Annotated in this window: 26 protein-coding genes; 14 read left to right on the top strand and 12 right to left on the bottom strand. The window is 60.5% G+C overall.

The annotated features are described in order from the left end of the window. Nucleotides 1–27 precede the first annotated feature (27 nt). The 3 genes from M2360_RS12725 to M2360_RS12715 all read right to left on the bottom strand — a co-directional run bounded on the left by M2360_RS12725 (nucleotide 28) and on the right by M2360_RS12715 (nucleotide 2801). On the bottom strand, nucleotides 28–1326 hold the full coding sequence (locus tag M2360_RS12725) for a peptidoglycan DD-metalloendopeptidase family protein (protein ID WP_280775722.1): 1299 nt from the start codon (nucleotides 1324–1326) through the stop codon (nucleotides 28–30). Between the two features lie 136 nt (nucleotides 1327–1462). After that, nucleotides 1463–2290: a ferritin-like domain-containing protein gene (locus M2360_RS12720; protein ID WP_280775515.1), complete on the bottom strand. Its 828-nt coding sequence runs from the start codon at nucleotides 2288–2290 to the stop codon at nucleotides 1463–1465. A gap of 40 nt (nucleotides 2291–2330) precedes the next feature. Beyond that, on the bottom strand, nucleotides 2331–2801 hold the full coding sequence (locus M2360_RS12715; RefSeq protein WP_280775514.1) for a peroxiredoxin: 471 nt from the start codon (nucleotides 2799–2801) through the stop codon (nucleotides 2331–2333). Between the two features lie 118 nt (nucleotides 2802–2919). On the opposite strand from M2360_RS12715, the gene M2360_RS12710 reads away from it, so the two are divergent. Next, the gene (locus M2360_RS12710; RefSeq protein ID WP_280775513.1) at nucleotides 2920–6306 is read left to right on the top strand and encodes a DUF3971 domain-containing protein; all 3387 of its coding nucleotides are present in this window, start codon (nucleotides 2920–2922) and stop codon (nucleotides 6304–6306) included. Between the two features lie 54 nt (nucleotides 6307–6360). Here the strand turns inward: M2360_RS12710 and tyrS are convergent, their stop codons facing one another. Continuing rightward, a complete protein-coding gene (gene tyrS, locus M2360_RS12705) occupies nucleotides 6361–7614 on the bottom strand; it encodes a tyrosine--tRNA ligase (RefSeq protein ID WP_280775512.1) in 1254 nt (417 codons plus the stop codon). A gap of 134 nt (nucleotides 7615–7748) precedes the next feature. Between tyrS and M2360_RS12700 the strand changes: the two genes are divergently transcribed. Genes M2360_RS12700 through M2360_RS12690 form a run of 3 tightly spaced genes read left to right on the top strand, consistent with a single transcriptional unit; the run spans nucleotide 7749 to nucleotide 9464 of the window. Then, a complete protein-coding gene (locus M2360_RS12700) occupies nucleotides 7749–8057 on the top strand; it encodes a type II toxin-antitoxin system RelE/ParE family toxin (protein ID WP_280775511.1) in 309 nt (102 codons plus the stop codon). Continuing rightward, on the top strand, nucleotides 8048–8368 hold the full coding sequence (locus tag M2360_RS12695) for an addiction module antidote protein (RefSeq protein WP_280775510.1): 321 nt from the start codon (nucleotides 8048–8050) through the stop codon (nucleotides 8366–8368). Before M2360_RS12700 ends, M2360_RS12695 begins: the two co-directional genes overlap by 10 nt. Then, entirely contained in the window at nucleotides 8355–9464 is a 1110-nt protein-coding gene (locus tag M2360_RS12690; protein ID WP_280775721.1) for an anhydro-N-acetylmuramic acid kinase, read from the top strand. The genes M2360_RS12695 and M2360_RS12690 overlap by 14 nt, the downstream gene beginning before the upstream one ends. 11 nt (nucleotides 9465–9475) lie before the next feature. Here the strand turns inward: M2360_RS12690 and M2360_RS12685 are convergent, their stop codons facing one another. The 4 genes from M2360_RS12685 to M2360_RS12670 form a co-directional block, all read right to left on the bottom strand. Beyond that, nucleotides 9476–9874, bottom strand: a complete 399-nt coding sequence (locus M2360_RS12685) for a type II toxin-antitoxin system HicB family antitoxin (RefSeq protein WP_280775509.1) — start codon at nucleotides 9872–9874, stop codon at nucleotides 9476–9478. Nucleotides 9875–10006: 132 nt separating this feature from the next. After that, complete coding sequence (locus M2360_RS12680) at nucleotides 10007–10216, bottom strand: DUF6364 family protein (RefSeq protein WP_280775508.1); 210 nt, start codon at nucleotides 10214–10216, stop codon at nucleotides 10007–10009. Next, nucleotides 10213–10635 (bottom strand): putative toxin-antitoxin system toxin component, PIN family, encoded by a 423-nt coding sequence (locus M2360_RS12675; RefSeq protein WP_280775507.1) that lies wholly within the window; start codon nucleotides 10633–10635, stop codon nucleotides 10213–10215. Before M2360_RS12675 ends, M2360_RS12680 begins: the two co-directional genes overlap by 4 nt. A gap of 7 nt (nucleotides 10636–10642) precedes the next feature. After that, on the bottom strand, nucleotides 10643–11320 hold the full coding sequence (locus M2360_RS12670; RefSeq protein WP_280775506.1) for an alpha/beta hydrolase: 678 nt from the start codon (nucleotides 11318–11320) through the stop codon (nucleotides 10643–10645). 209 nt (nucleotides 11321–11529) lie between these two features. On the opposite strand from M2360_RS12670, the gene M2360_RS12665 reads away from it, so the two are divergent. From M2360_RS12665 to M2360_RS12620, 10 genes are all read left to right on the top strand, one after another. Continuing rightward, complete coding sequence (locus M2360_RS12665) at nucleotides 11530–12693, top strand: cysteine desulfurase family protein (RefSeq protein ID WP_280775505.1); 1164 nt, start codon at nucleotides 11530–11532, stop codon at nucleotides 12691–12693. A 133-nt stretch (nucleotides 12694–12826) separates the two neighbouring features. After that, nucleotides 12827–14296, top strand: coding sequence for a Fe-S cluster assembly protein SufB (gene sufB, locus M2360_RS12660; RefSeq protein WP_280775504.1), 1470 nt, complete (start codon nucleotides 12827–12829; stop codon nucleotides 14294–14296). Nucleotides 14297–14300: 4 nt separating this feature from the next. After that, nucleotides 14301–14657, top strand: coding sequence for a nucleotidyltransferase domain-containing protein (locus M2360_RS12655; RefSeq protein ID WP_280775503.1), 357 nt, complete (start codon nucleotides 14301–14303; stop codon nucleotides 14655–14657). Then, a complete protein-coding gene (locus M2360_RS12650; RefSeq protein WP_280775502.1) occupies nucleotides 14658–15071 on the top strand; it encodes a HEPN domain-containing protein in 414 nt (137 codons plus the stop codon). It begins immediately after the preceding gene. A gap of 80 nt (nucleotides 15072–15151) precedes the next feature. After that, nucleotides 15152–15907 (top strand): Fe-S cluster assembly ATPase SufC, encoded by a 756-nt coding sequence (sufC, locus tag M2360_RS12645; protein ID WP_280775501.1) that lies wholly within the window; start codon nucleotides 15152–15154, stop codon nucleotides 15905–15907. A 14-nt stretch (nucleotides 15908–15921) separates the two neighbouring features. Beyond that, nucleotides 15922–17199: a Fe-S cluster assembly protein SufD gene (gene sufD / locus M2360_RS12640; RefSeq protein ID WP_280775500.1), complete on the top strand. Its 1278-nt coding sequence runs from the start codon at nucleotides 15922–15924 to the stop codon at nucleotides 17197–17199. 207 nt (nucleotides 17200–17406) lie between these two features. After that, complete coding sequence (locus tag M2360_RS12635; protein ID WP_280775499.1) at nucleotides 17407–18630, top strand: cysteine desulfurase; 1224 nt, start codon at nucleotides 17407–17409, stop codon at nucleotides 18628–18630. 5 nt (nucleotides 18631–18635) lie between these two features. Beyond that, on the top strand, nucleotides 18636–19016 hold the full coding sequence (locus M2360_RS12630) for an SUF system Fe-S cluster assembly protein (RefSeq protein ID WP_280775498.1): 381 nt from the start codon (nucleotides 18636–18638) through the stop codon (nucleotides 19014–19016). 23 nt (nucleotides 19017–19039) lie between these two features. Beyond that, a complete protein-coding gene (locus tag M2360_RS12625; RefSeq protein WP_280775497.1) occupies nucleotides 19040–19408 on the top strand; it encodes a type II toxin-antitoxin system RelE/ParE family toxin in 369 nt (122 codons plus the stop codon). Continuing rightward, nucleotides 19408–19728, top strand: coding sequence for an XRE family transcriptional regulator (locus M2360_RS12620; protein ID WP_280775496.1), 321 nt, complete (start codon nucleotides 19408–19410; stop codon nucleotides 19726–19728). The genes M2360_RS12625 and M2360_RS12620 overlap by 1 nt, the downstream gene beginning before the upstream one ends. 67 nt (nucleotides 19729–19795) lie before the next feature. On the opposite strand, the gene M2360_RS12615 is transcribed toward M2360_RS12620, so the two are convergent. From M2360_RS12615 to rutC, 4 genes are all read right to left on the bottom strand, one after another. After that, nucleotides 19796–20245: a hypothetical protein gene (locus M2360_RS12615; RefSeq protein ID WP_280775495.1), complete on the bottom strand. Its 450-nt coding sequence runs from the start codon at nucleotides 20243–20245 to the stop codon at nucleotides 19796–19798. Nucleotides 20246–20307: 62 nt separating this feature from the next. After that, a complete protein-coding gene (locus M2360_RS12610; protein ID WP_280775494.1) occupies nucleotides 20308–20820 on the bottom strand; it encodes a flavin reductase in 513 nt (170 codons plus the stop codon). Nucleotides 20821–20842: 22 nt separating this feature from the next. After that, nucleotides 20843–21613 carry a pyrimidine utilization protein D gene (gene rutD, locus M2360_RS12605; protein WP_280775493.1) on the bottom strand — a complete coding sequence of 257 codons (771 nt, stop codon included), beginning with the start codon at nucleotides 21611–21613 and terminating at the stop codon, nucleotides 20843–20845. A gap of 194 nt (nucleotides 21614–21807) precedes the next feature. Further along, a complete protein-coding gene (gene rutC, locus M2360_RS12600; RefSeq protein WP_280775492.1) occupies nucleotides 21808–22194 on the bottom strand; it encodes a pyrimidine utilization protein C in 387 nt (128 codons plus the stop codon). Nucleotides 22195–22214 lie beyond the last annotated feature (20 nt).

Below are 22214 nucleotides of genomic sequence, written 5' to 3'. Positions count from 1 at the left end.
AATGCAAGAGCCGCGCCAGCCGCCTGTTTAGCGAATATAGGTGTCGAGTTTCATGCCGGCGTTGAGAAAGCGCAAGGGGTCGACGGCGCGGCCGTTGCGGCGAACTTCGTAATGCAAATGCGGGCCGGTGGAGCGGCCGGTTGAGCCCGAAAGCGCGATCACGTCGCCATCGGCGATCTTTTGGCCTTTCTCGACAAGCACGCGGGAGAGGTGGCCGTAGCGGGTGGTGACGCCGTCGCCATGGTCGATCTCGACCATGATGCCGTAGCCGCCGGCGGGGCCGGCGGCGATCACGGCGCCGGCGCCGGTTGCGAACACTTTGCCGCCTGTCTTCTGCCGGAAGTCGATGCCGGCATGCATGGCGAGCTTTCCGAAGAAGGGGTCGATCCGGTTGCCGAACAGCGAGGTGATTTCCCGGCCCGGCGCGGGATTGGCGAAGGGCAGGGTCTCGGCATAGGACTTCACCCGCTCGAACTTCTGCAGCGCCAGATCGAGATCGCTGAGCGAATCTTCGAACATGTCGCCGGTTTCGGGCGGGACATAGGGGCCGCCGATGGCGGTGTCGTCAGCGGCTCCAGCCGACGCCACGTCGCCGGGCAAGCGGAAGCCGGTATTGGCCAGGATCGACTGGATCTTGTCGGCGCGCTGACGGGCGTCGGCGGTCAGCGACTGGATATGCGCCAGTTGCTGGCGCTCGATCGATTTCAGCGACAGCGTCACTTTGGTGAACAACCGGTCGGCGCGATCGGCGATGTCATTGTCGCTGTTTTGCGGAATGAAGGAGGCAGCCTTTTCCGGCGTATGCGCCAGTCGCTCACGCGACAACAGCGTCTTGAACGAAGACAGCGGCGAGAAGGACGAATGTTCCTCTTCCGGCATGAAGGCGTTAACGGGCGCGGCGTCGGGCGGCGTGGCGTCAAGGCCTGCGCCTTCTGCGCGCTGCAACACATCGCCGATCTTGCCCTGGCGGGAGCTCAGCGCCATCTGCTGTTCCAGCAGTTTTTCAACCTTGTTTTCGACCACTTGCTGGTCGAGCAATTGACGGGAGGTGATGCGGTCGACCTGGGCGCGAAGCGCTGCGATGCGGTCCTCGTAATCATGCTGCATCCGCGCCTGGCGGGCCATGGCGGCGCCCATCAGATCGTCGCGCAAAACCAGATAGGCCGTCGCCCCGAGATAACCGAGCGACAGGCAGGCGACGCCTGCCGCAGCGAGCGCCGTCATCCACGGTCGGATCGCCATGTGGCGAACCTTCTCGCCGCTGGCGAGAATGAGGAGATGCTGTTGGCGTCTCCGTCCGAATGTTTTGCTTGCTCCGCTCGACACGCCCGCTGACCTCATCATCGCAAACCTGCCGCGTCGGCGGTTTCGACGTTCCCCTGAGTCTCTTGGAGCAATTAGAATTTATTAGGGTTAATGATTGGTTAAGTTTCGCTGTTTCCCGTGTGAATTCCCGGGAATGTCAGGCGTTTCCGAGTGGAGAAAGCGTCCTGTAGAAACTGGGTGTCAGGCCGGCGGCGGCGCGGGCGAGATCGTTGAACGGCGCCTTCAACCCGCCGCGGAAGTTTTCGCGAACCAGCGATTGGAAGGCTGCGGCAGGATCCTTTTTTTCGCGGGCGCACAGAAAGCGGAACCATTTGGCGCCGACTGCGACATGGCCCTTTTCGTCTTCGTAGATCACGTCGAAGACTTTCGCGCTGTCTTCGTCCCCGAGTTCGCGCAACGTGTCGCGCATCGACGGCGTCACGTCGAGCCCGCGCGCCTCGAGAATCAGCGGAACCACCGCCAGCCGCGCCGTCAGCGAGTTTCGCGTCGAATGCGCCGCTTCCCACAGTCCGTCATGGGCGGGCAGGTCGCCATAGTCGGCTCCCAATTGCCGGAGCCTGTCCCGAACCATCAAGAAATGCTTGGCCTCTTCGAACGCCACCAGCATCCAGCCGTCGAAGAAGGAACGCGGCACGGGTTGATCTGCGAATCGGGCGACGATGTCGAGCGCGAGATCCACCGCGTTGAGTTCGATGTGGCAGATCGCATGCAAGAGCGCGATGCGGCCATGGACGGTATGCAGCGAACGCTTCTTCATCTTGTTCGGCGCCACCAGGTCGGGCTTTGCCGGACGGCCGGGCCGGGCCGGCAACGGCGGATCGAGCGGCGAACGCAGCGACAAGGCTCTGCCATGCCACAAACGATGGGTTTCTCTCGCAAGCGCCATTTTCCGATCCAGATCGGCTTCGACCACGCCGGCGATCGCGCCGGCGCGCAGACTTTCGATGGAAAATTCATCTGTCATTGGAATCGGTTGCCCGCAAAAGCTTACAATCCGAATCCGCTTATTGAAGTGACTTGACCGCTTCAAGCACTTCCTCGGCGTGTCCGGCCACTTTGACCTTTGGCCAGACCTTGAGAATGACGCCATCGGCGCCGATCAGCACCGTCGTGCGCTCCACGCCCAGATATTTCTTGCCATACATGCTCTTTTCCACCCAGACCCCATAGGAGGCGAGCGTTTCCGTGCTTTCATCCGAGGCGAGGATGATGCCGAGACCGTGCTTTTTGCAAAAATTATCATGTTTTTTCACGCTGTCCGGCGACATGCCGATCACCACCGCGCCGGCGGCTTCAAATTCCGGCAAGAGGCGGGTGAAATCGATGGCTTCGATCGTGCAGCCCTCGGTATTGTCCTTCGGATAGAAATACAGCACCACTTTCTTGCCAGATTGTTCGGCAAGGGACACGCTGCCGCCGCCATCTCGCGGCAGGGTGAATTGCGGGGCTTTGTCACCGGCTTTAAGGTCGGCCATGGCGTTTATCGAGCCTTTCTCAGCATCTACGCTGTGCAAATCATTCAATTGAGATAAGAGCGGTTCGTCGGAATCGCGACAACGCATATACGATGTTCGACCGAGAGAGGTTTGCGGCTTGGATCACATTCGCGGCGAAAAGGTGGTATTCGGCAAAGGAGACTTCCGTCCCCTCGATGACCTGCCGTCGTGCCGACGGCTGGACGCTCCGGTTCTGGCGACTCCCAAGCGGCGCGGCCCGTTTCGCGCCATGGCCAAGCTTCTGGCCGCGATCGTGCTCGTCGTGTCCGTGCTATTCAGCACAGTTCTGGTCGCGCTGGAAGAGGGCTATCTCGACGACACGCTGACGGCGCGGGCGGAGCAGCAACTGTCGGCGGCGCTTGGTCCGGATTTCGAGCCTTCCGTCGGTTCGGTCAGGCTGCGTTTCACGCAGACCTGGCTTCTCGGTCTTGCCGCCGGCGACGTGAAAATCACCCATAAGCCCAGCGGCGTGGTGGCGCTCAAGACAGATAGCCTGAAGGTGGCGCTCAACCCGCTGTCCCTCGTCATGGGACGGATCGTGGTGTCGCGCGCCGAAATCGGTTCGGCGGAGGGCGATCTGCGTTTCCTGCCGGCGGGCGCGCCGCTCGACCTCAAGGCGGTTCGCATTGATGCAATTCCTGCCGCTTTGACCGCAGTCTATCCCGCGCTCGATCGGCTCGTGGCGGCGATGCGGCGGGCGGATGTGACGGATATCGCCGCAGCGCGCCTGTCGCTGAAATTGCCGCGTCCCACCGAACATGGCGACATGGTTTCCCTGGTCGATTTCGATCTCACGCATCCCGATGAGAGTCGATATGTGCTCAAGACCGGCGTTGAGTTCGGCGATATTCATCCGCGCATCACGATCGCGCTCGATGCCGACGGCGACAAGGCTACGGCTCTGAACGCCAATGTCGAGGACCTGCCATCCGGTTCCTTCATCATGAAGCGGAGCAAGATCACCGGAGAGCGACGCTTCGGGCTCGAAATGCCCCTCGATATCGGCTTGACAGTAGAGCGCGACAAGTCGCTGCTGCTCCGGATCGGCGCCCGACCCGGCTTGTTCTATGCCGACAGCATCACCCAACCGGTCGAAAAAGGCGAAGGCTTGCTGCGCTACGATTTCGCCGACCGCAAATTTATCCTTGAAAAAGGCCAGATCCTGACTGGCAAGACGAAGCTGCCGCTGTTCGGCACGCTGATCGACCTGGATCGGGTGCAGAAAAACCAACCGGCCGGTTTTGCTTTCGAAGTCGTCTCCAACGATGCCGTGACCGATGTTCAGGGCGTGAACCTGCCGCCGCAGCCCGTCAGTCTGCGTGTTTCAGGGTTTTTCGCGCCTGAGCCGCGGTTGCTGCAACTCGACACGATCGGCGTGTCAACCGCCGAAGGCAACTTTGCGGGATCGCTGGCGGCGCGCTTCGTAGAGCCGTCTCCGGCGGTGAGTTTCGCGGCGCGCTCCGATGAACTGACTGTCGATTCCGTGCGGCGACTATGGCCGTATTGGTATGCGGCGAAAGTACGGAACTGGGTCATTCACAATGTCGAGGGCGGCAAGGTGCGCAATGGCCAGATCGATGTCACGCTTGCGGCCGGCCGTATTCCCGAACATCCGATTCCAATCCGTTTCGAACCGGGCGAAATCAAAATATCCCTCGATGTGGAAGACGCGAGCATCCGCTTCAACAAGACCATGCCGCCTGCGACCAAAACCAGCGGCCGGGTGGAGATGATCGACCGGATGGTCAAGGTGAGCATATCCAAGGGGCAGATTCCGTTGCCCTCAGGGAAAGTCTTGGCGAGCGACGGCGGCAGCCTGGTCATAGCTGATATTTCCACCAAACCCCTTATGGCCGCGCTTGATCTGGCGGCCAAGGGACCTGCGGCTGCGGCCGCGGAGCTCGCGAGTTTTCCGCCGATCAATGCGACGTCGCGCGCGCCCTTCGCCCCGAGCGATCTGTCAGGAAATGTGTCTGGGCAAATTCAGGGCGTCTTCGGAGTGGAGGAAGAACAGAAGCCGCCGCCGCCCGCCTTCACGGCGGATCTGACGCTCTCGGATCTTGCGTTGAAAAAGCCGTTTCGGGACAAGAAGATTGATAAGCTCTCCGGAAAGCTGTGGATCGATCAAAACAGCGCTGAACTGGCCGCTACGGCGTCCATCGACGGCATGAAGCTGAATGTCGAGGCCACCGAGCCGGCCCGCCCCGACAAGACAGAACTGAGGAAATGGCGCGTCTTCGGCGATATCGGCGACAAGGATCTGGCGTCGATTTCTCCAGCGCTGACAGAGGTGGTGTCTGGATCGGTCGGCATTGATATGCGCGGCGATGCGACGAGCGCCGATCGGGTGAAACTGGATCTGAAGAATGCGTCGCTGTCGGTGCCAGGAATCGGCTGGCGGAAGGGACCCGGCATTGGAGCTACGGCCGAATTCACGATTGCGGCGGCCGAGGGCCTGACCACACTCAAGGACTTCAAACTGGGCGGAGACGGCTTTGGGGCGTCGGGTGTTCTCAAGATCGACAAGAAGGGGCTGGCGGCCGCCGACTTCAGCCGGATCCGGCTCTCGTCCAGTGATGACTTCTCTGTTTCGATTGACCGGAAGGCCAATGGCTACGCCATTGACGTTAAGGGAGATAGTCTTGATTTGCGGCCGCTGCTGGCCAAGCTGAAAGATGAGAACGGGGCCGCCAAGGCTGGCGGCGCAAAAGACGTCTCCAGCAATCTGATCAGCGCGACACTTGGCGCGGTCGGCGGCTACAACAAGGAAAGCCTGTCACAGATACGCCTCTCGCTGGCGACCCGGAAGGGTGAGATTTCGACGCTTGATTTCGGCGGGGTGACCCGGTCGGGCCAAGCGGTGGTGGTGCGAAAGAACGCCTCCACCGGGGCCTTCGAGATCGTCAGCGGAGACGCCGGCGCGCTCGCTCGTTTCGCCGATGTCTATAAAAACATGAATGGCGGGCTTCTGAACGTAAAGCTGACGTCGCGCGCCGAGAAGTCGTGGCGAGGGTCGGTCGATATCCGCAACTTCTCGCTGGTGAACGAGCAGAGATTGAAGTCGCTGGTGTCGGCGCGCACGGGGGCCAATGGCGAAAGCCTGACGGATGCGTTGAAGACCGAGATCGACACGAGTTCGCAGAAATTTCGCCGCGGCTTTGCGCGCCTGTTGATCGACGGCGGCGTGATCAGCGTCCAGAACGGCATCGTGCGCGGCGATCAGGTCGGTGCGACGTTCCAGGGCGTCGTCCGCGACCCTCGGGGCCGCATTGACGTCACAGGCACCTTTATGCCGGTCTACGGGCTGAACAGCCTGTTCGGGCAATTGCCGATCATCGGCAATATTCTCGGCAATGGCCGCGACCGTGGTCTGCTCGGCATCACCTTCAAGCTTGAGGGCCCGTTCGACGCCGCGCAACTGACCGTCAATCCGCTGTCGTTGATTGCGCCCGGCGTGTTCCGCAACATCTTTGAATTCGAATGAAAACGCCGCGCCCTGGGAGGGACGCGGCGCGGAATTCAAAACGGTTGGGTCGTCTCAGACGGGCTTGACCAGCACATGCTTCTTCTTGCCGAGCGACAGCTTGATCACGCCGTCGGCGGTGACGTCGCCTGCGCCGATCAGGGACTTTTCGTCGGTGATCGTCTTGTCGTTGATTTTCACCGCGCCGCCCTGGACATGACGCCGCGCCTCGCCGTTTGAGGCGGCGAGGCCGGCCTTGACGAACAGTGCGAGCAGACCAATGCCGGCTTCGATTTCGGCTGTGGCCAGTTCCACCGTCGGCAGATTGGCGTCGACTGCGCCTTCCTCAAACGTCTTGCGCGCCGTCTCGGCTGCCTGGTCCGCTGCTTGGCGGCCATGCAGGATGGCGGTGATTTCGGTGGCCAGGATCTTCTTGACCTCGTTGATCTCGGCGCCGCCGAGCGCCGACAGCCTGGCGATCTCGTCCATCGGCAGCGTCGTGTAAAGCTTCAGGAAACGACCGACATCGGCGTCCTCGGTGTTGCGCCAATACTGCCAGAAATCATAGGCCGAGAGCATGTCGGCGTTGAGCCAGACCGCGCCATTCAGCGATTTACCCATTTTGGCGCCGGAAGACGTGGTCAGCAGCGGCGAGGTCAGCGCATACAGCTGCGGCGTGCCCATGCGATGGCCGAGATCGATGCCGTTGACGATATTGCCCCACTGGTCGGAGCCGCCCATTTGAAGCCGGACGTCGTAACGCTTGTTGAGCTCGACGAAGTCATAGGCCTGCAGGATCATGTAGTTGAATTCGAGGAAGGACAGCGACTGTTCGCGATCCAGCCGCGTCTTGACGCTGTCGAAGGACAGCATCCTGTTGACCGAGAAGTGGCGGCCGACATCGCGCAGGAATTCGAGATAGTTGAGCCCGCGCAGCCAGTCGGCGTTGTTGATCATCAACGCGTCCTTGGGGCCATCGCCATAGGTCATGTAATTGGCGAAGCACTTCTTGATCGAGGCGATATTGCTCTCGATTGTGTCGAGAGTCATCAACTGCCGCGCATCGTCCTTGAACGAGGGGTCGCCCACCATGCCTGTGCCGCCGCCCATCAGCGAAATCGGACGATGTCCGGTCGCCTGCAGCCAATGCAGCATCATGATCTGGATCAGCGATCCCGCATGCAGCGACGGCGCCGTCGGATCATAGCCGATATAGGCAGTGACGGTTTCCTTCGAAAGCAGGTCGTCAAGGCCGGTTTCATCAGAGATCTGATGAATGTAGCCGCGCTCGGACAAAGTGTGCAGGAATTCGGATTTGAACTTGGACATGGTCTTCCGCTTTCGATGGATTGCGAGCGGGCCTTTAGCAAAGTTTTTGCGGTGTTGCACCCCTTGGGGAGAGGAAAACGAAGAGTGGAGATGGTAGGAATTGCGGATGTGTCCTCTATGCAGTACAGTTCGGCATGGCGATTGTGTTCCGCACCGATGTTTTTGACGCATGGCTTGGCGGTCTCACAGATGATCGCGCCAGAGCCAGAATTGCCATGCGTCTTGTTCGGATGGAAGGCGATGCATTCGGCGATGTCAAACCAGTGGGTGATGGGGTGTCAGAAGCGCGCATCGACTATGGCCCGGGCTATCGGCTGTATTTTATCCAAAGGGGCGCGATGCTGATCCTGCTGCTCTGTGGAGGCGATAAGGCGGACCAGCAACGTGACATCAAGGAAGCCAAGCGGCTTGCGGAGGAATGGAAGGAACAAGCATGGGACTGACCGTCAAGCCATTCGATGCGGCTGAATATCTCGACAGCGACGAGTCGATTGAGGAGTTTCTGGCTGCTGCGTTCGAGGAAGGCGATCCGGCATTTATAGCGAAGTGCGTGGGCGTGGTCGCCAGAGCGCGCAATATGAGCCAGTTGGCCCGTGATGCCGGCATGAGCCGATCGGCGCTGTACAAAGCGCTGAGCGGCGAGGGGAATCCCGAATTCGCCTCGATCATGAAGATTCTGGACGCGCTGGGCGTCAAGCTATCCGCCAAACTCGTCTCGAAATCCTCGGATGCCGCAGATCATGAAGCCGCTTGAGACGGCGATCGGCCTGATGAGCGGCACATCGATGGATGGCATCGATGTGGCGCTGGTGAAAACAGATGGCGAAAGCGTGGTGGATCGCGGCCCGGCCATGGGCTTTGACTATGATCCCGGCTTCCGGCGCGCGCTGGCCGAGGCGCTGGAGTTGGCAAAGGGAATCCGGAACCGCACGGAACGGCCGGGAAAACTTGCCGAAATCGAGCGCGAACTGACGCTTCGACATGCGGTTTGCGTCAAGACGTTCATGGAGCGATTCAAGATCGCGCCCGAGACGGTTGACGTCATTGGCTTTCATGGCCAGACGGTGCTGCACCGGCCGCTCGAGGCGCTGACGGTGCAGATCGGCGACGGGCCGCTTCTGGCGCGGGAAACCGGCATCCGGGTCGTCTATGACATGCGCGCCAATGACATGGTCCATGGAGGCCAGGGCGCGCCGCTGGTGCCTGTCTATCATGCGGCGCTGGCTGCTGGCCTTGAAGCCTATGCCGGGCGGCCGGTGATGTTCGTCAATATTGGCGGCATTTCCAATCTCACTTTCATCGGCGGCGATGGCGAGATCCAGGCGTATGATTCCGGACCGGGCAACACGCTGATCGACCAATGGGTGGAGCGTCAAGCCGGCATTCCCTTTGATCAAGGCGGCGCGATCGCCTCGGAGGGCGGGGTCGTCGGGACGCTTCTTGCCCGCTATCTTGATCATCCCTTCTTCACATCGGAGGTGCGGATATCGCTGGATCGCAACGACTTTTCGCCGCCCGCGCTGGATGAAGCCGGCCTGCATGACGGCGCCCGGACGCTGGCGCGGCTGACAGCCGAGGCGATCGGACGATCGGCGCGACATCTCAGGGCGGCGCCTGACCTGGTCGTGGTCTGCGGTGGCGGGCGGCTGAACCGGGTGATCATGGCGGATCTGGCGGAAGTGTTCTCGACGGCTCTGGTCGAGCCCGCCGAGCGCTTCGGTTTCAATGGAGATAGCATGGAGGCCGAGGCCTGGGCCTATCTGGCGGTGCGGGCAAAGAAGGGGTTACCGCTGACATTTCCGGGGACAACGGGCGTGGCGCAGGCTGTGACGGGCGGGGTGGTGGCGTAGCCGGCCTGACCTCAAACGCTATCGTCGGCCATCACCTGTTTGGCCGCCTTGACCAGCAGACCTGACCGCGAAAGGCCATGGTTGCGCGCGTAGACATCTATGGCGCGCAGGTATCGTTCCGGAATGGTGATGTTGACGCGGATCGCCTTTTCCTGATCCTTGGCCGCGATCAGCACGGCGACGGCGTTGCGGTGTTCAACCTGTTCCATGATCTCGTCAAGCGAGGAAGGCGGCGGCACACCATCGCCATCTTCCAATAGGCTCTCGTTTTGCAAGCAAAGCGCTTCCTCCGCCATGGATCTTGCTGCTTCGAGTGAGGAGCCTGCCGTGACGCATCCGGGGAAATCGGGAAACGAGACACCGAAGTCGCTGTCGGCGTCCTTGTGAATGAGCGCAACGTAATTTGTCATGGCTTTAATCTCAACTTCAGGCCTGCCTGCTTTTCGATGCTTTGCAGCGTCCCTTGAGAAAGGCCTTATCTGATGCTGTTTTAATTGAGGCGGCTCTAACGAATGCGTCAGGCTGCCGCAAAACCCGAGAAATCAGTCGCGTCCCAAAAGCGCGAGGGCTTCTTCTTCGCGCCCCCTTCCGCGTTCGGCATAGGCGCGGAAGCGAAGTTCCGCCTCATGGCTTCGCACCATTTCTTGCATCAATTCTGAGACCAGCGCGCTGAGATCCATGTTGCGATCGCGCGCGATGTCTTGAGCTTTGCTCACAGTGTCCTGCGGAAGCGATAGAGTGATAGCGGTCATCCGGAAATCTCCCTGATGAATTCGTCTGGTCTCATCACTTGAATATGGTCGAATTTTATATTTCCGCCACTGAAATCGCGAAGATTGTTTGTGACGATGGCGCCCGCGCCTGCCGCTATGGCCAGTTCCACAATGTGGTTGTCGCCCGCGTCGCGGAGATTTGGCCGCCATCTGAAATAGATGTTCTGCCACTGCGCCTTGCTCATGAGGATCTCGAACAGCGCCCAACGCTCGTCGCTGTTCAGCCGAGCTCTCAGGAAGAGGTCGCTTCGACCCAATACGTCTTCATATTCGAGAAGAAGAGCGTCGGACATCAATGGATGCGCCGCGCCTCGGATACAGGCCTCAATCACCTTGGATGATGCCCCGCCGCCGATACAAGCGCCAATGAAGACATTCGTATCGACGACGATATTCATGACCCGATTACCTGATCCGCTTGGCCGCCGGTTCCGGCACAAGTTCGCCGGCCATGCGGCGATCGAGATAGTCGCCGCATTCGTCGATCAGCGGCTCCATCTGGCCGGAGAAGAAGTGGTTTGCGCCCGGCACCGTCTTGTGGGTGATCAGGATGCCCTTCTGCTGCTTGAGCTTGTCGACCAGGCCGAGCACGTCCTTTTCCGGCGCGACCTTGTCGGAATCGCCGTTGATGATCAGGCCGGACGAGGGGCAGGGCGCGAGGAAGGAGAAATCATAGATGTTCGGCTGCGGCGCGACCGAGATGAAACCTTCGATCTCGGGTCGGCGCATCAGCAACTGCATGCCGATCCAGGAGCCGAAGGAATAGCCGGCGACCCAGCAGCTCTTGGAATCCGGATGCAGGCTCTGGACCCAATCGAGCGCCGAAGCTGCGTCCGACAATTCGCCGGCGCCATGGTCGAATTCGCCCTGGCTGCGACCGATCGAGCGGAAGTTGAAGCGCAGCGTGGTGAAGCCGCGCTTCTGGAACATGTAGAACAGCTGGTAGACGATCTGATTGTTCATCGTGCCGCCGAACTGCGGATGCGGATGAAGGATGATCGCGATCGGCGCGCTTTTCTGCTTCGAGGGCTGATAGCGGCCTTCCAGGCGTCCGGCAGGACCATTGAAGATAACTTCAGGCATTCTCACTCCGCGATTGACGGTCCACTAAAAAAGCCCGGAAAGCATATTCCAGTCTTGACGAAACAAGTCAGCTTTTCTAAGAGCTAGTTTAGAACCATTCGAAAGTTTGGGCATCAGCCCGTTTCGTGTGACGCTTCATAAGACAGGCAGGACCAAAATTTCAAGGAAAATGCGCTTGGCGCATCGTCCGACACCATGGAAAGGCCAGAATGATCCGCCCGCGCGCCTATATGGACTGGAACGCCACCGCGCCGCTTCTCGATGACGCGCGCGAAGCCTTCCTGCGCGTCAGCCTCATGCCCGGCAATCCGTCCTCGGTCCACAATGAAGGCCGCGCTATCAGGCGCGAAATCGAGACGGCGCGGCGCTTTGTTGCCGAAGCCGTCGGCGGCAAGGCCGCCAATGTCATTTTCACCAGCGGCGCCACGGAAGCCGCCAATCTGGTGCTGACGCCTGAGTTCCGCATGGGGCGGGCGCCGCTTGTGGTCAGCAGGCTGTATGTGTCGGCGACCGAGCACAAGGCGGTGTTCGATGGCGGCCGGTTTTCCTCCGATGCTGTCGCGCTCATTCCGGTCAATGGCGACGGCGTCGTCGATCTCGATGCGCTCTTAGGGCTGCTCGACGCCCATGATAAGGCCTCGGGCCTGCCCATGGTCGCCGTGATGGCCGCCAATAACGAGACCGGCGTACTGCAGCCGATCGCCGATATCGCCCGCCTCACGCATCAGGCCGGCGGATTGCTGGTGGTCGACGCGGTGCAGGCGTTGGGGCGGCTTCCGCTCGATATCGACAGGCTGGAAGCTGATTTTCTTATCCTGTCATCGCACAAGATCGGTGGACCCAAGGGCGCGGGCGCGCTTGTGGCGCGCGGCGAAACGCTGATGCCCGCGCCGCTTTTGCGCGGCGGCGGTCAGGAAAAAGGCCACCGCTCGGGCACAGAGAATGCTGGCGCTATCGCCGGTTTCGGCGCTGCGGCGGTCCGCGCCGCCCTCGGCGTCACCGAGCGCGCGGCGGCGCTTAGCGTCCTGCGCGATCGAATCGAAGCTGAGATGATGGCGATCGCCCCCGGGGTGGTCCTTCATGCGAAGAATGCACCGCGTTTGCCAAATACCAGTTTCTTCTCGCTTGAGGGATTGAAGCCCGAGACGGGGCAGATCGCTTTCGATCTTGAGGGCGTGGCGCTGTCGGCCGGTTCGGCCTGCTCGTCGGGCAAGGTGAGCGAAAGCCATGTGCTGAAAGCGATGGGGCTAGATCCTCGGCTCGGCGCGCTGCGTATCTCCATTGGTCCTGAAACCCGCGAGGACGAGGCGGCGCTCTTTCTGACGGCGTTTCGCAAGGTCGCCTCGCGGCTGGGAAAGGCGGATGCAGCGTAATTTCATGCGGAAAATCAATTTTCCGCTTGCCGGAACGGTGAAAAAAGCTTTCTGGCAAACCTATATAACGGCGGTGTAAACCGTCAAACGACAACAAGCTGCCGGCCTTGACCCGGCGAGATTGGAGATCGACATGGCTGCGGTTCAAGAAACCATAGACCAGGTCCGCGCGATCGATGTGGACCAGTACAAATACGGCTTCGAGAGCAATATCGAATCCAACACGCTGCCGCCCGGCCTGAACGAAGATGTCATTCGACTGATCTCGGCCAAGAAGGACGAGCCGGAATGGATGCTGGAATGGCGGCTTGAAGCCTATCGCCGTTGGCTGACCATGGTCGAGCCCGAATGGGCGCGCGTCGATTATCCGAAGATCGATTTCAACTCCATCAGCTATTATTCGGCGCCGAAGAGCCAGTCCGGCCCGATGTCGATCGATGATGTTGATCCGGAAATCCTCAAGACCTATGAGAAGCTCGGCATTCCCTTGCGCGAGCAGGAAATCCTGGCCGGCGTGCAGAACCGCAGAATCGCCGTCGACGCGGTGTTCGATTCCGTCTCGGTCGTCACCACCTTCAAGGAAGAGCTGAAGAAGGCCGGCGTGATCTTCATGTCGATCTCCGAAGCGCTGCGCGAACATCCCGATCTGGTGCGCAAATATCTCGGTTCGGTCGTGCCGGTGACCGACAATTATTATGCGACGCTGAATTGCGCCGTCTTCACCGACGGCTCCTTCGTCTACATTCCCAAGGGCGTGCGTTGCCCGATGGAGCTGTCGACCTATTTCCGCATCAACGAGAAGAACACCGGCCAGTTCGAGCGCACGCTGATCATCGCTGAAGAGGGCGCCTATGTGTCCTATCTCGAAGGCTGCACCGCGCCGCAGCGCGACGAGAATCAGTTGCACGCCGCCGTGGTCGAGCTCGTGGCGCTCGATGACGCCGAGATCAAATACTCGACGGTGCAGAACTGGTATCCCGGCGACAAGGACGGCAAGGGCGGCATCTACAATTTCGTCACCAAGCGCGGCGATTGCCGGGGCAAGAATTCCAAGATCTCCTGGACGCAGGTGGAAACCGGCTCGGCGATCACCTGGAAATATCCGTCCTGCATCCTGCGCGGCGATGGCTCGCGCGGTGAATTCTACTCGATCGCTGTCTCCAACGGCTATCAGCAGGTCGATTCTGGCACCAAGATGATCCATCTCGGCAAGAACACGTCGAGCCGCATCATCTCCAAGGGCATTTCGGCCGGCCGCTCGCAGAACACCTATCGCGGCCAGGTGTCGATCCACCGCAAGGCGGAGAATGCGCGCAACTTCACCCAGTGCGACAGCCTGCTGATCGGCGACAAATGCGGCGCCCATACCGTGCCCTATATCGAGGCCAAGAACTCCAAGGCGCAGCTTGAACATGAGGCGACGACATCGAAAGTGTCGGAAGACCATCTGTTCTACTGCATGCAGCGCGGCATTCCCGAAGAGGCTGCGCTGGCGCTGATCGTCAACGGCTTCGTGCGCGAAGTCATCCAGGAACTGCCGATGGAATTTGCGGTGGAAGCGCAGAAGCTGATTAATATTTCGCTTGAGGGTTCGGTGGGGTGATCCAATGACGGCGGTTCGGGCGAATTTCGGCGGGCGAGATAGCGAGGGCGACGCATTGGCTGTCCTCGTTGATCGACTGTCCAAGGCGCTCGATCCACAGGCCATCTGGTTGTTCGGTAGCCGGGCTAATGGTTCTGCGCGGGATGACAGCGACTTCGATCTGCTGGTTCTGGCCAAGCAAGACGGTAGCTTCGGCTGCGACGATTATGAACTGGTGGATGCGCCTTTGCGCCATACCGGAATCGGCGCGGATGTAGTGCCCTGCGACATGGAGGTCTATCGGGCCAGCCTTGGCTTGAAGACGTCTTTCGTTCGACAGATCGTCGACAATGGACGACTAGTTTATGGCGAGGCGCCTTGAATGACGCCGGAGGACTTGCAGCGGCTTAGGGTTCGATCCTTTCTTCAGCTTGCGAAGGAAGAGTTCGATGTGGCCATGCAGTTGAGGACGGATCATCGGCGGCAGGCTGCCTATTTTTTGCAGCAGTCCGTCGAGAAACTGCTTCGTGGCGTGCTGGAAACGGAATCTGTACCAGCGGGCACGATGCACAATATTCGGGGCTTGGCCGATCTCCTGCCCAAGGGGCATGTGTTGTTCGAGCGGTTCCTTGAATTGGACGAATTGTCGCCGGCGGCGACCCGATACCGCTACCCAAGCCCCAAGGGCACGTTGGCGGATTTCGATGATAGTCGCTTCGATGTTTTGACGCCGAAAGTCGAAGCTCTGTTGCGCGACGCAGGCGCGGTGATGAAGCGGTTCGCCGCAGGAGAATGAACAATCCCGGTCTTGGCCGGGGAGAATGAATTGGAAATATGCGGGTCCTTGAAACCCGCGATATGACAGGAAGAAACACCATGCTTGAAATCAGAAACCTGCACGCCCGCATCGCCGAAGACGGCACGGAGATCATTCGCGGCCTGAACCTGACCGTGAAGGCCGGCGAAGTCGCCGCCATCATGGGGCCGAACGGCTCGGGCAAGTCGACGCTCTCCTACATTCTGTCGGGCCGCGAGGACTATGAAGTCACCGAAGGCGACATTCTGTTCAATGGCGAGAGCATTCTCGAGCTGGATCCGGCCGAGCGCGCGTCGAAGGGCATTTTCCTGGCTTTCCAGTATCCGGTGGAAATTCCGGGCGTGGCGACCATGCAGTTCCTGAAGGTCGCGATGAACGAGCAGCGCAAGGCGCGCGGCGAAGCCGAACTGACCACGCCTGACTTCATGAAGCAGGTGAAGGCGGCCGCCGCCGACCTCAAGATCAATCCTGATATGCTCAAGCGGCCGCTCAATGTGGGCTTCTCCGGCGGCGAAAAGAAGCGCGCCGAGATCCTGCAGATGGCGCTGTTGCAGCCGAAGCTTTGCGTGCTCGACGAGACCGATTCCGGCCTCGACATCGATGCGCTGAAGATCGTCTCGGAAGGCGTCAATGCGCTGCGTTCGCCCGACCGCGCGGTGATCGTGATCACCCACTATCAGCGCCTGCTCGACTATATCGTGCCGGATACGGTGCATGTGCTCTACAAGGGCCAGATCATCAAGACCGGGCCGAAGGAACTGGCCCACGAGCTTGAGGCCAATGGCTATGCCGACATCATCGGCGCGGCGGCCTGATAAGGATTGACGACATGACGATCCAGACACAGATCCAGCCGACGGCGGCCGAGACGGCGCTGCTTGAGGCTTTCGGTGGCGCGCTGGGGCAATTGCCCGGCGACGCCGCCATCACCACGCAGCGCTCGACGCTGGTGCAGGGCATCAAGACGCTGGGCCTGCCGACGCGCCGGCGTGAGGCCTGGCACTACACCGACCTGCGCTCGCTGCTGCGCACAGTTCCGGCCCAGACATTCGCCACCACGCCGGGCGTGGCCGAGCCTCTGGTTGCGGGGTCGACCGTCCTGGCGGTTGTCAATGGCGAGGCGACCGCCCGCTCAGCAATCGCTGGCGCATCGGTCAAGACCTATGCCGAGAGCCTGCGCGACGGCTCGGCGCTGAAGGGGCTGGCGCTGCGCCATGCCGACGACGCCGTGGCCCGCGTCAATGGCGGCTTCGTCACCGATGGTTATGCGGTGAATTTCCCTGAAGGCTATCAGGGCGCCGCCCCCGTCGAATTCCAGTTCATCCAGGGCGGCGGTTTCGTCAACACGCGCTTGCCTGTGCATTTTGGTGCGGGCGCGAAAGCGACGGTCATCGAGCGGCATCTGGCGGGCGGCGACGCAGCATCGCTTGTGTCGCATGTCTCCGACATCACGCTGGGCGCTGGCTCCGACATCATCTGGATCATCCAGCAACAGCAGGGTGGGGCGGATCAACATCTCGGCCAGATCCGGGTGAAATTCGGCCGCGACGCCAAGCTCACCCTCTATGTGCTCAATGCAGGCGGCAAGCTTGTGCGCCAGGACATCTTTGTCGATGTGGACGGTGAGGGCTCGGCGTTTACGCTGCGCGGCATCAATCTGCTCGGCGGGCAGACGCATACGGATGTGACGATGTCGCTCGGCCATAATGTGGCCGACACGACCTCGACCGAAATCATCCGTAATGTGGTGTTCGACCAGGCGCGCGGCGTGTTCCAGGGCCAGATCCGGGTCGCGCCCGACGCGCAGAAGACCGACGCCAAGATGTCGTGCAACACGTTGCTTCTGTCGGATGAGGCAGAGTTTTCCGCCAAGCCGGAACTCGAAATCTTCGCCGACGATGTGCAATGCGGCCATGGCGCGACCGTTGCCGATATCAGCGACACGCATCTCTTCTATCTCAAGTCGCGCGGCATCAGCGAGCCCAAGGCCCGGGCGCTGCTCGTGCAGGCCTTTGTGCAGGAGATCGTCGAGGAGCTTGAGGACGAGGCTCTCGTCGAGGCGCTTAAGGGCGTGATCGGCGACTGGCTGGACACGCATGTAGGGTGATGGGCTCTAATATGGGCGGCTGCCCCTCATCCGGCTGCCGCCACCTTCTCCCCGCAGGCGGGGAGAAGGGAGATGGAGCGACCTCTCGCCACGAGTCTCCTTCGCCCCGCTTGCGGGGAGAAGGTGGCCGGCAGGCCGGATGAGGGGCGACCCTCCTCATCGCAGATCGCATAGAAACAACCGGACATCGATCCGAAGGACATCGACATGACTGCTTATGACGTCGAGGCCATCCGCAAGGATTTTCCGATCCTGTCGAAGACCGTCTATGGCAAACCGCTTGTCTATCTCGACAATGGCGCTTCGGCGCAGAAGCCGCAAAGCGTCATCGACGCCATCAGCCATGCCTATTCGAGCGAATACGCCAATGTGCATCGCGGCCTGCATTTCCTCTCCAACGCCGCCACCGACGCTTATGAGGGCGCGCGCGAAAAGGTCAGGGCCTTCCTGAACGCCGGTTCGGTCGACGACATCATCTTCACCAAATCCTCGACCGAGGCGATCAACACGGTCGCCTATGGCTGGGGTATGCCGCATATCGGCGAGGGCGACGAGATCGTGCTGTCGATCATGGAGCACCACTCCAATATCGTGCCCTGGCACTTCATCCGTGAGCGACAGGGCGCCAAGCTCGTCTGGGCGCCTGTGGATGACGAGGGCGCCTTCCACATCGACGATTTCGTCAAATGCCTCACCGACAAGACCAAGCTGGTCGCCATCACCCATATGTCCAATGCGCTGGGCACGGTCGTTAATGTCAAGGAAATCTGCCGCATCGCCCATGAGCGCGGCATTCCGGTGCTGGTCGATGGCAGCCAGGGCGCCGTCCACATGCCTGTTGATGTGCGCGACATCGATTGCGACTGGTATGTGATGACCGGCCACAAGCTTTATGGCCCCTCGGGCATCGGTGTGCTCTATGGCAAGCCGGAGCGCCTCAAGGCCATGCGGCCCTTCATGGGCGGCGGCGAGATGATTTCCGAGGTGACCATGGATGCGGTGACCTATAACGAGCCGCCGCATCGCTTCGAGGCCGGCACGCCGCCGATCGTACAGGCGATCGGCCTGGGCTATGCGCTCGATTATATGGAGAAGATCGGCCGCGCGGCGATTGCCGAGCATGAGGCGGGGCTTGCGGCCTATGCGGCGGAGCGACTGCGCTCGGTCAATTCTCTCCGGATCATCGGCAATGCGCCCGGCAAGGGCGGCATCTTCTCGTTTGAGCTTGAAGGCATTCACGCCCATGATGTGTCGATGGTCATCGATCGCCGCGGGGTGGCGGTGCGCGCCGGCACCCATTGCGCCCAGCCGCTCTTGCAACGCTTTGGCGTCACCTCTACATGCCGCGCATCATTTGCGCTTTACAACACCCGGGCCGAAGTCGATGCGCTGGTGGATGCGCTCGAACACGCCCGCAAATTTTTCGCCTGAAGGATATGGCCATGACCGAAGACGCTGAAAAGATCGATGCGCGCATGGGCCTGGTGCAATCGACCATCCCGCCCGAAGAACTCGACCGCCTGTCGGACGATATCATCGCGGCGCTGAAGACGGTCTATGACCCGGAAATCCCGGCTGATATCTACGAGCTCGGCCTGATCTACCGCGTCGACATCGAAGACGACCGCATGGTCAAGATCGTCATGACGTTGACCGCGCCGGGTTGCCCGGTGGCCGGCGAAATGCCCGGCTGGGTGGAAAACGCCGTCAGCGCCGTGGAAGGCGTGCAGGGCGTGGAGGTCAGCATGACCTTTGATCCGCCGTGGTCTGCCGAGCGCATGAGCGAAGAGGCGCAGGTGGCGCTGGGGTGGTATTGACGCGTTCTGGTTGATTTGCCACGGTGGATCCTTCTTCTATTGGAGAGGGACAGGTCACGATAAGGGCAATATCCTGGATAAAGCCGGCAAGGCGAGAGTTTGAGACATTTCCGGCTGCAGCGCAGTTGGAGATCCTGACAGCTCTTGATATCGCCGCTCAGGGCCAGAAAGCGATTATAGCGAAACCTTTAAAGGGGATCGACGGCGGCGTGTTTGAAATTGCGCTGCCGTTTCGCGGCGATGCGTTTCGTGTTATCTATGCCGTCCAGATTGGCGACGATCTTTGGGTCGTCCACGCTTTTCAGAAGAAGTCGAAGACCGGCATCAAGACGCCTCAGCATGAAATTGATCTGATCAAGCGGAGAGTGCGACAATTGCGGGAAGCACTGTGATGAGCACCGATGATGATTTCGAACTGGTTCGCGGCAGCGGCAATGTCTTCCGCGATTTCGGCTATCCTAACGCAGAGGTCTTGAGCGCCAAATCGAAGCTGGCAGCCGAGATCATCGCCGTGATTGGCAATGATGACTTGTCCGCCGAGTTTTTTGATGCACATCCAGGGATGAATGCCGAGGAGTTGATACGGATCCGAAGAGCGTCGCTTTCTGATATCAGCATTGACCGGCTCGTTGAGATTCTCTCACAACTGGGGCAGTCGGTGGAAATCGAACTTTTCTTTCGTGACATGCGGACATTATCTGCCGCCCAATGAGCGTCAGGCATTCCGATCTGATCATTTGCCTCGGGGCATTGGTGTGGGCCTGAAAGCAAGATGTTTGCTATTCCTTTTGGTGTTTTTCAAACATCCGCCCATCCCCGTTCGGCAGCCAATGCAATTCTTCATACGAAAGGCGGCTGAATTCTCGAAGTCGCGCACCGAGCTTCACGATCGCACCGATGTCCGAATGGAGTGTCAGTAGACATGATCCTTCGAAAGGACGTGCTGCATCAGCCCGCATATCGATTTCCAAAGCGCAATTCCCCGTCTTGTTGCTGGAGCGGCAAGTCATGCGGAATGCAGAGCCGCGACCGTCACTGCGGTATATGAACTCCGAGTTCGGGTCATCGCAAAAGGCGATCAGGCCCTTCGCAAGGTCTGTGATCGTCTCGACAGAAGTGAAGAACCGAACCCGTCCGGCAAATTCCCCGTCGGATGCTATGATTTCGAGTTCCGTGTGGTGCGGTTCTTCATAAGGATGTCTTCTGACGATCAAGATTTGCTTCAGCATGCGGCAGGCGTATCATCGGGCGGGCCGCGCGGCAATCTGGTCCGCGTTCCGCCCAATAGGCGTCACACCACTCGATACCCTCGATCGAAATACACCAGCGCCTCGCCATCCGGCCTGATCACCGTCTCCAGCACTTCGCAGAACAGCACATCATGGGTCGCGCCATCGGCGACCGAAGCGATGCGGCAATCGAAGGCGACAAGCGCGTCGGGCAGGCGCCAGGCGCCAGTCTCGGTTCTCTCCCATTCGGCGCCGGCGAAGCGCTCGTCCACGGGCGTCTTGCCTCCGAACAGGCGACTGAGGTTTTGGTGGTCGGCCGAGAGGACGTTGACGGTGACCACGCCATTGGCTTTCACAGCCGGATAGGCCGATGAGCCTTTGTTGAGGCAGACGAGCAGAGTGGGGGGATTGTCGGAGACGCTGGTGACGGCGGTGGCGGCAAAGCCAGCGCGCCCCGCTTCGCCATCGGTGGTGACGATGGTGACGGCGGCGGCGAGACGCGCCATGGCGTTGCGATAGGCGGCGCTGCGCTCGGCTGCGGTGTCTGCAGTTTCGATTTTCTTGGCTGCCAGCATGATAAAAATCCCTTTTTGCGGCTCAGGCGAGGAAATCGAGCACGGTTGAATTGAAGGCTTGCGGATAGACGACATTGACGGCGTGTCCGCCGAAATTTTCGAGATGAAGCCGGGCGTTGGGCAGGCCAGCTGCGAGACGTTCTGAGCGGGAGTAGGGGACGAGCAGATCGTCGCGGGTGGCGTAGACCAGCGTCGGCGTCTCGATCTTTTCAAGCGCGGCGTCAACATCAAAGGTGCGGAGCGCCGCGATGCGGCGGAGGATGTTGGTTTTTCCCTGGAAATGGGCGATCGCATGGGCTTCTTCTGCGGCCATCCGTTCGGGATTGTCGGCCATGTAAATCGCCGGGTAGAGAAACAGCGGCTGCGCCTTGACGAAAGCCGGGACGCCGGATTTTTCCAGCAGTTCGATGCGCACGTCAAAGCAGCGGCCGGAATGGGGATCGGCCTTGCTCCAGGCGTTGATCAGAACCATCTTGCCGATGCGGCCCGGCTGGCGGAGCGCAATGTCGAGCCCCATCAATCCGCCGAGCGCATGGCCGATGAAATGAAAGGTCTCGAGCTTCAAGGCGTCGGCGATCTCCAGCACATCATCGGCCATGGCGCGAATGCCGCCTTGGTCAGGAACCTCGCCGCCGGTGCGTCCGCAGCCGGTGTGATCATAGGTTACCACGCGGTGGGTTTTCGCCAGCGCCTCGATCTGCGGCGCCCAGTAGGCGCCGGAGCCGCCGAGGCCGGAGGAGAGGAGGATGGTGGGGGCGCTTGGGTCTGTGGAGCCGTGGATGTCGTAATGCATGGGATGCGCTCAATGTGGTTGTGTCAAGACCCCGCCCCAAACCCCTCCCCACAAGGGGGAGGGGCTTAACTCGCGGCGATGCGGCCTCTTCATCTTAAGCCTGGTGCAGGATGGGCCTTTGAACGATGTGGGGGCGACTGGGTTAGCCCCTCCCCCTTGTGGGAGGGGTTTGGGGCGGGGTTAAGCTCCGCCACTTACTTCCCGATATGCGCCACCGTAGCGATCTCCACCAGCGCGTCAGGCTTCACCAGGCCGCATTGCACGCAATAGCGGGCGGGCTTGTCGCCGGGGAAATATTCGGCATAGACCGCGTTGACCGCCTGGTAATTGGCCCAGTCGGTGACGAAGATGTGGTTCATCACCACGTCTTCCATCGTGCCGCCGGCGGTCTCAACCACTGATTTGATGGTTTCGAGCACATGGCGCGTCTGGGCTCCGGCGTCGCCGACATGGACGACGTCGTTGTTCTTGTCGAAGGGCAGGGTGCCCGAGACATAGAGCACGCCATCGGCGAGCGCGCCGGGCGAATAGGGCGCGATCGGCTTCTGGGTGCCTTCGGGAACGATGATGGTCTTCGGCATTGGTTCTCTCCGTATGGTTG

This window comes from Rhizobium sp. SG_E_25_P2, assembly GCF_029892285.1.
Lineage (GTDB): Bacteria > Pseudomonadota > Alphaproteobacteria > Rhizobiales > Rhizobiaceae > Rhizobium_E.
The sequence above is the reverse complement of the archived record's forward strand: the minus strand, read 5'-3'. Positions and strand labels throughout refer to the sequence as shown.

Coding starts and splice junctions, on each gene's coding strand:
- M2360_RS12720 (WP_280775515.1), bottom strand. CDS start 2,290: ATGACAGATGAATTTTCCATCGAAAGTCTGCGCGCCGGCGCGATCGCC.
- M2360_RS12715 (WP_280775514.1), bottom strand. CDS start 2,801: ATGGCCGACCTTAAAGCCGGTGACAAAGCCCCGCAATTCACCCTGCCG.
- tyrS (WP_280775512.1), bottom strand. CDS start 7,614: ATGTCCAAGTTCAAATCCGAATTCCTGCACACTTTGTCCGAGCGCGGC.
- M2360_RS12700 (WP_280775511.1), top strand. CDS start 7,749: ATGGCGATTGTGTTCCGCACCGATGTTTTTGACGCATGGCTTGGCGGT.
- M2360_RS12695 (WP_280775510.1), top strand. CDS start 8,048: ATGGGACTGACCGTCAAGCCATTCGATGCGGCTGAATATCTCGACAGC.
- M2360_RS12690 (WP_280775721.1), top strand. CDS start 8,355: ATGAAGCCGCTTGAGACGGCGATCGGCCTGATGAGCGGCACATCGATG.
- M2360_RS12685 (WP_280775509.1), bottom strand. CDS start 9,874: ATGACAAATTACGTTGCGCTCATTCACAAGGACGCCGACAGCGACTTC.
- M2360_RS12680 (WP_280775508.1), bottom strand. CDS start 10,216: ATGACCGCTATCACTCTATCGCTTCCGCAGGACACTGTGAGCAAAGCT.
- M2360_RS12675 (WP_280775507.1), bottom strand. CDS start 10,635: ATGAATATCGTCGTCGATACGAATGTCTTCATTGGCGCTTGTATCGGC.
- M2360_RS12670 (WP_280775506.1), bottom strand. CDS start 11,320: ATGCCTGAAGTTATCTTCAATGGTCCTGCCGGACGCCTGGAAGGCCGC.
- M2360_RS12665 (WP_280775505.1), top strand. CDS start 11,530: ATGATCCGCCCGCGCGCCTATATGGACTGGAACGCCACCGCGCCGCTT.
- sufB (WP_280775504.1), top strand. CDS start 12,827: ATGGCTGCGGTTCAAGAAACCATAGACCAGGTCCGCGCGATCGATGTG.
- M2360_RS12655 (WP_280775503.1), top strand. CDS start 14,301: ATGACGGCGGTTCGGGCGAATTTCGGCGGGCGAGATAGCGAGGGCGAC.
- M2360_RS12650 (WP_280775502.1), top strand. CDS start 14,658: ATGACGCCGGAGGACTTGCAGCGGCTTAGGGTTCGATCCTTTCTTCAG.
- sufC (WP_280775501.1), top strand. CDS start 15,152: ATGCTTGAAATCAGAAACCTGCACGCCCGCATCGCCGAAGACGGCACG.
- sufD (WP_280775500.1), top strand. CDS start 15,922: ATGACGATCCAGACACAGATCCAGCCGACGGCGGCCGAGACGGCGCTG.
- M2360_RS12635 (WP_280775499.1), top strand. CDS start 17,407: ATGACTGCTTATGACGTCGAGGCCATCCGCAAGGATTTTCCGATCCTG.
- M2360_RS12630 (WP_280775498.1), top strand. CDS start 18,636: ATGGCCATGACCGAAGACGCTGAAAAGATCGATGCGCGCATGGGCCTG.
- M2360_RS12620 (WP_280775496.1), top strand. CDS start 19,408: ATGAGCACCGATGATGATTTCGAACTGGTTCGCGGCAGCGGCAATGTC.
- M2360_RS12615 (WP_280775495.1), bottom strand. CDS start 20,245: ATGCTGAAGCAAATCTTGATCGTCAGAAGACATCCTTATGAAGAACCG.
- M2360_RS12610 (WP_280775494.1), bottom strand. CDS start 20,820: ATGCTGGCAGCCAAGAAAATCGAAACTGCAGACACCGCAGCCGAGCGC.
- rutD (WP_280775493.1), bottom strand. CDS start 21,613: ATGCATTACGACATCCACGGCTCCACAGACCCAAGCGCCCCCACCATC.
- rutC (WP_280775492.1), bottom strand. CDS start 22,194: ATGCCGAAGACCATCATCGTTCCCGAAGGCACCCAGAAGCCGATCGCG.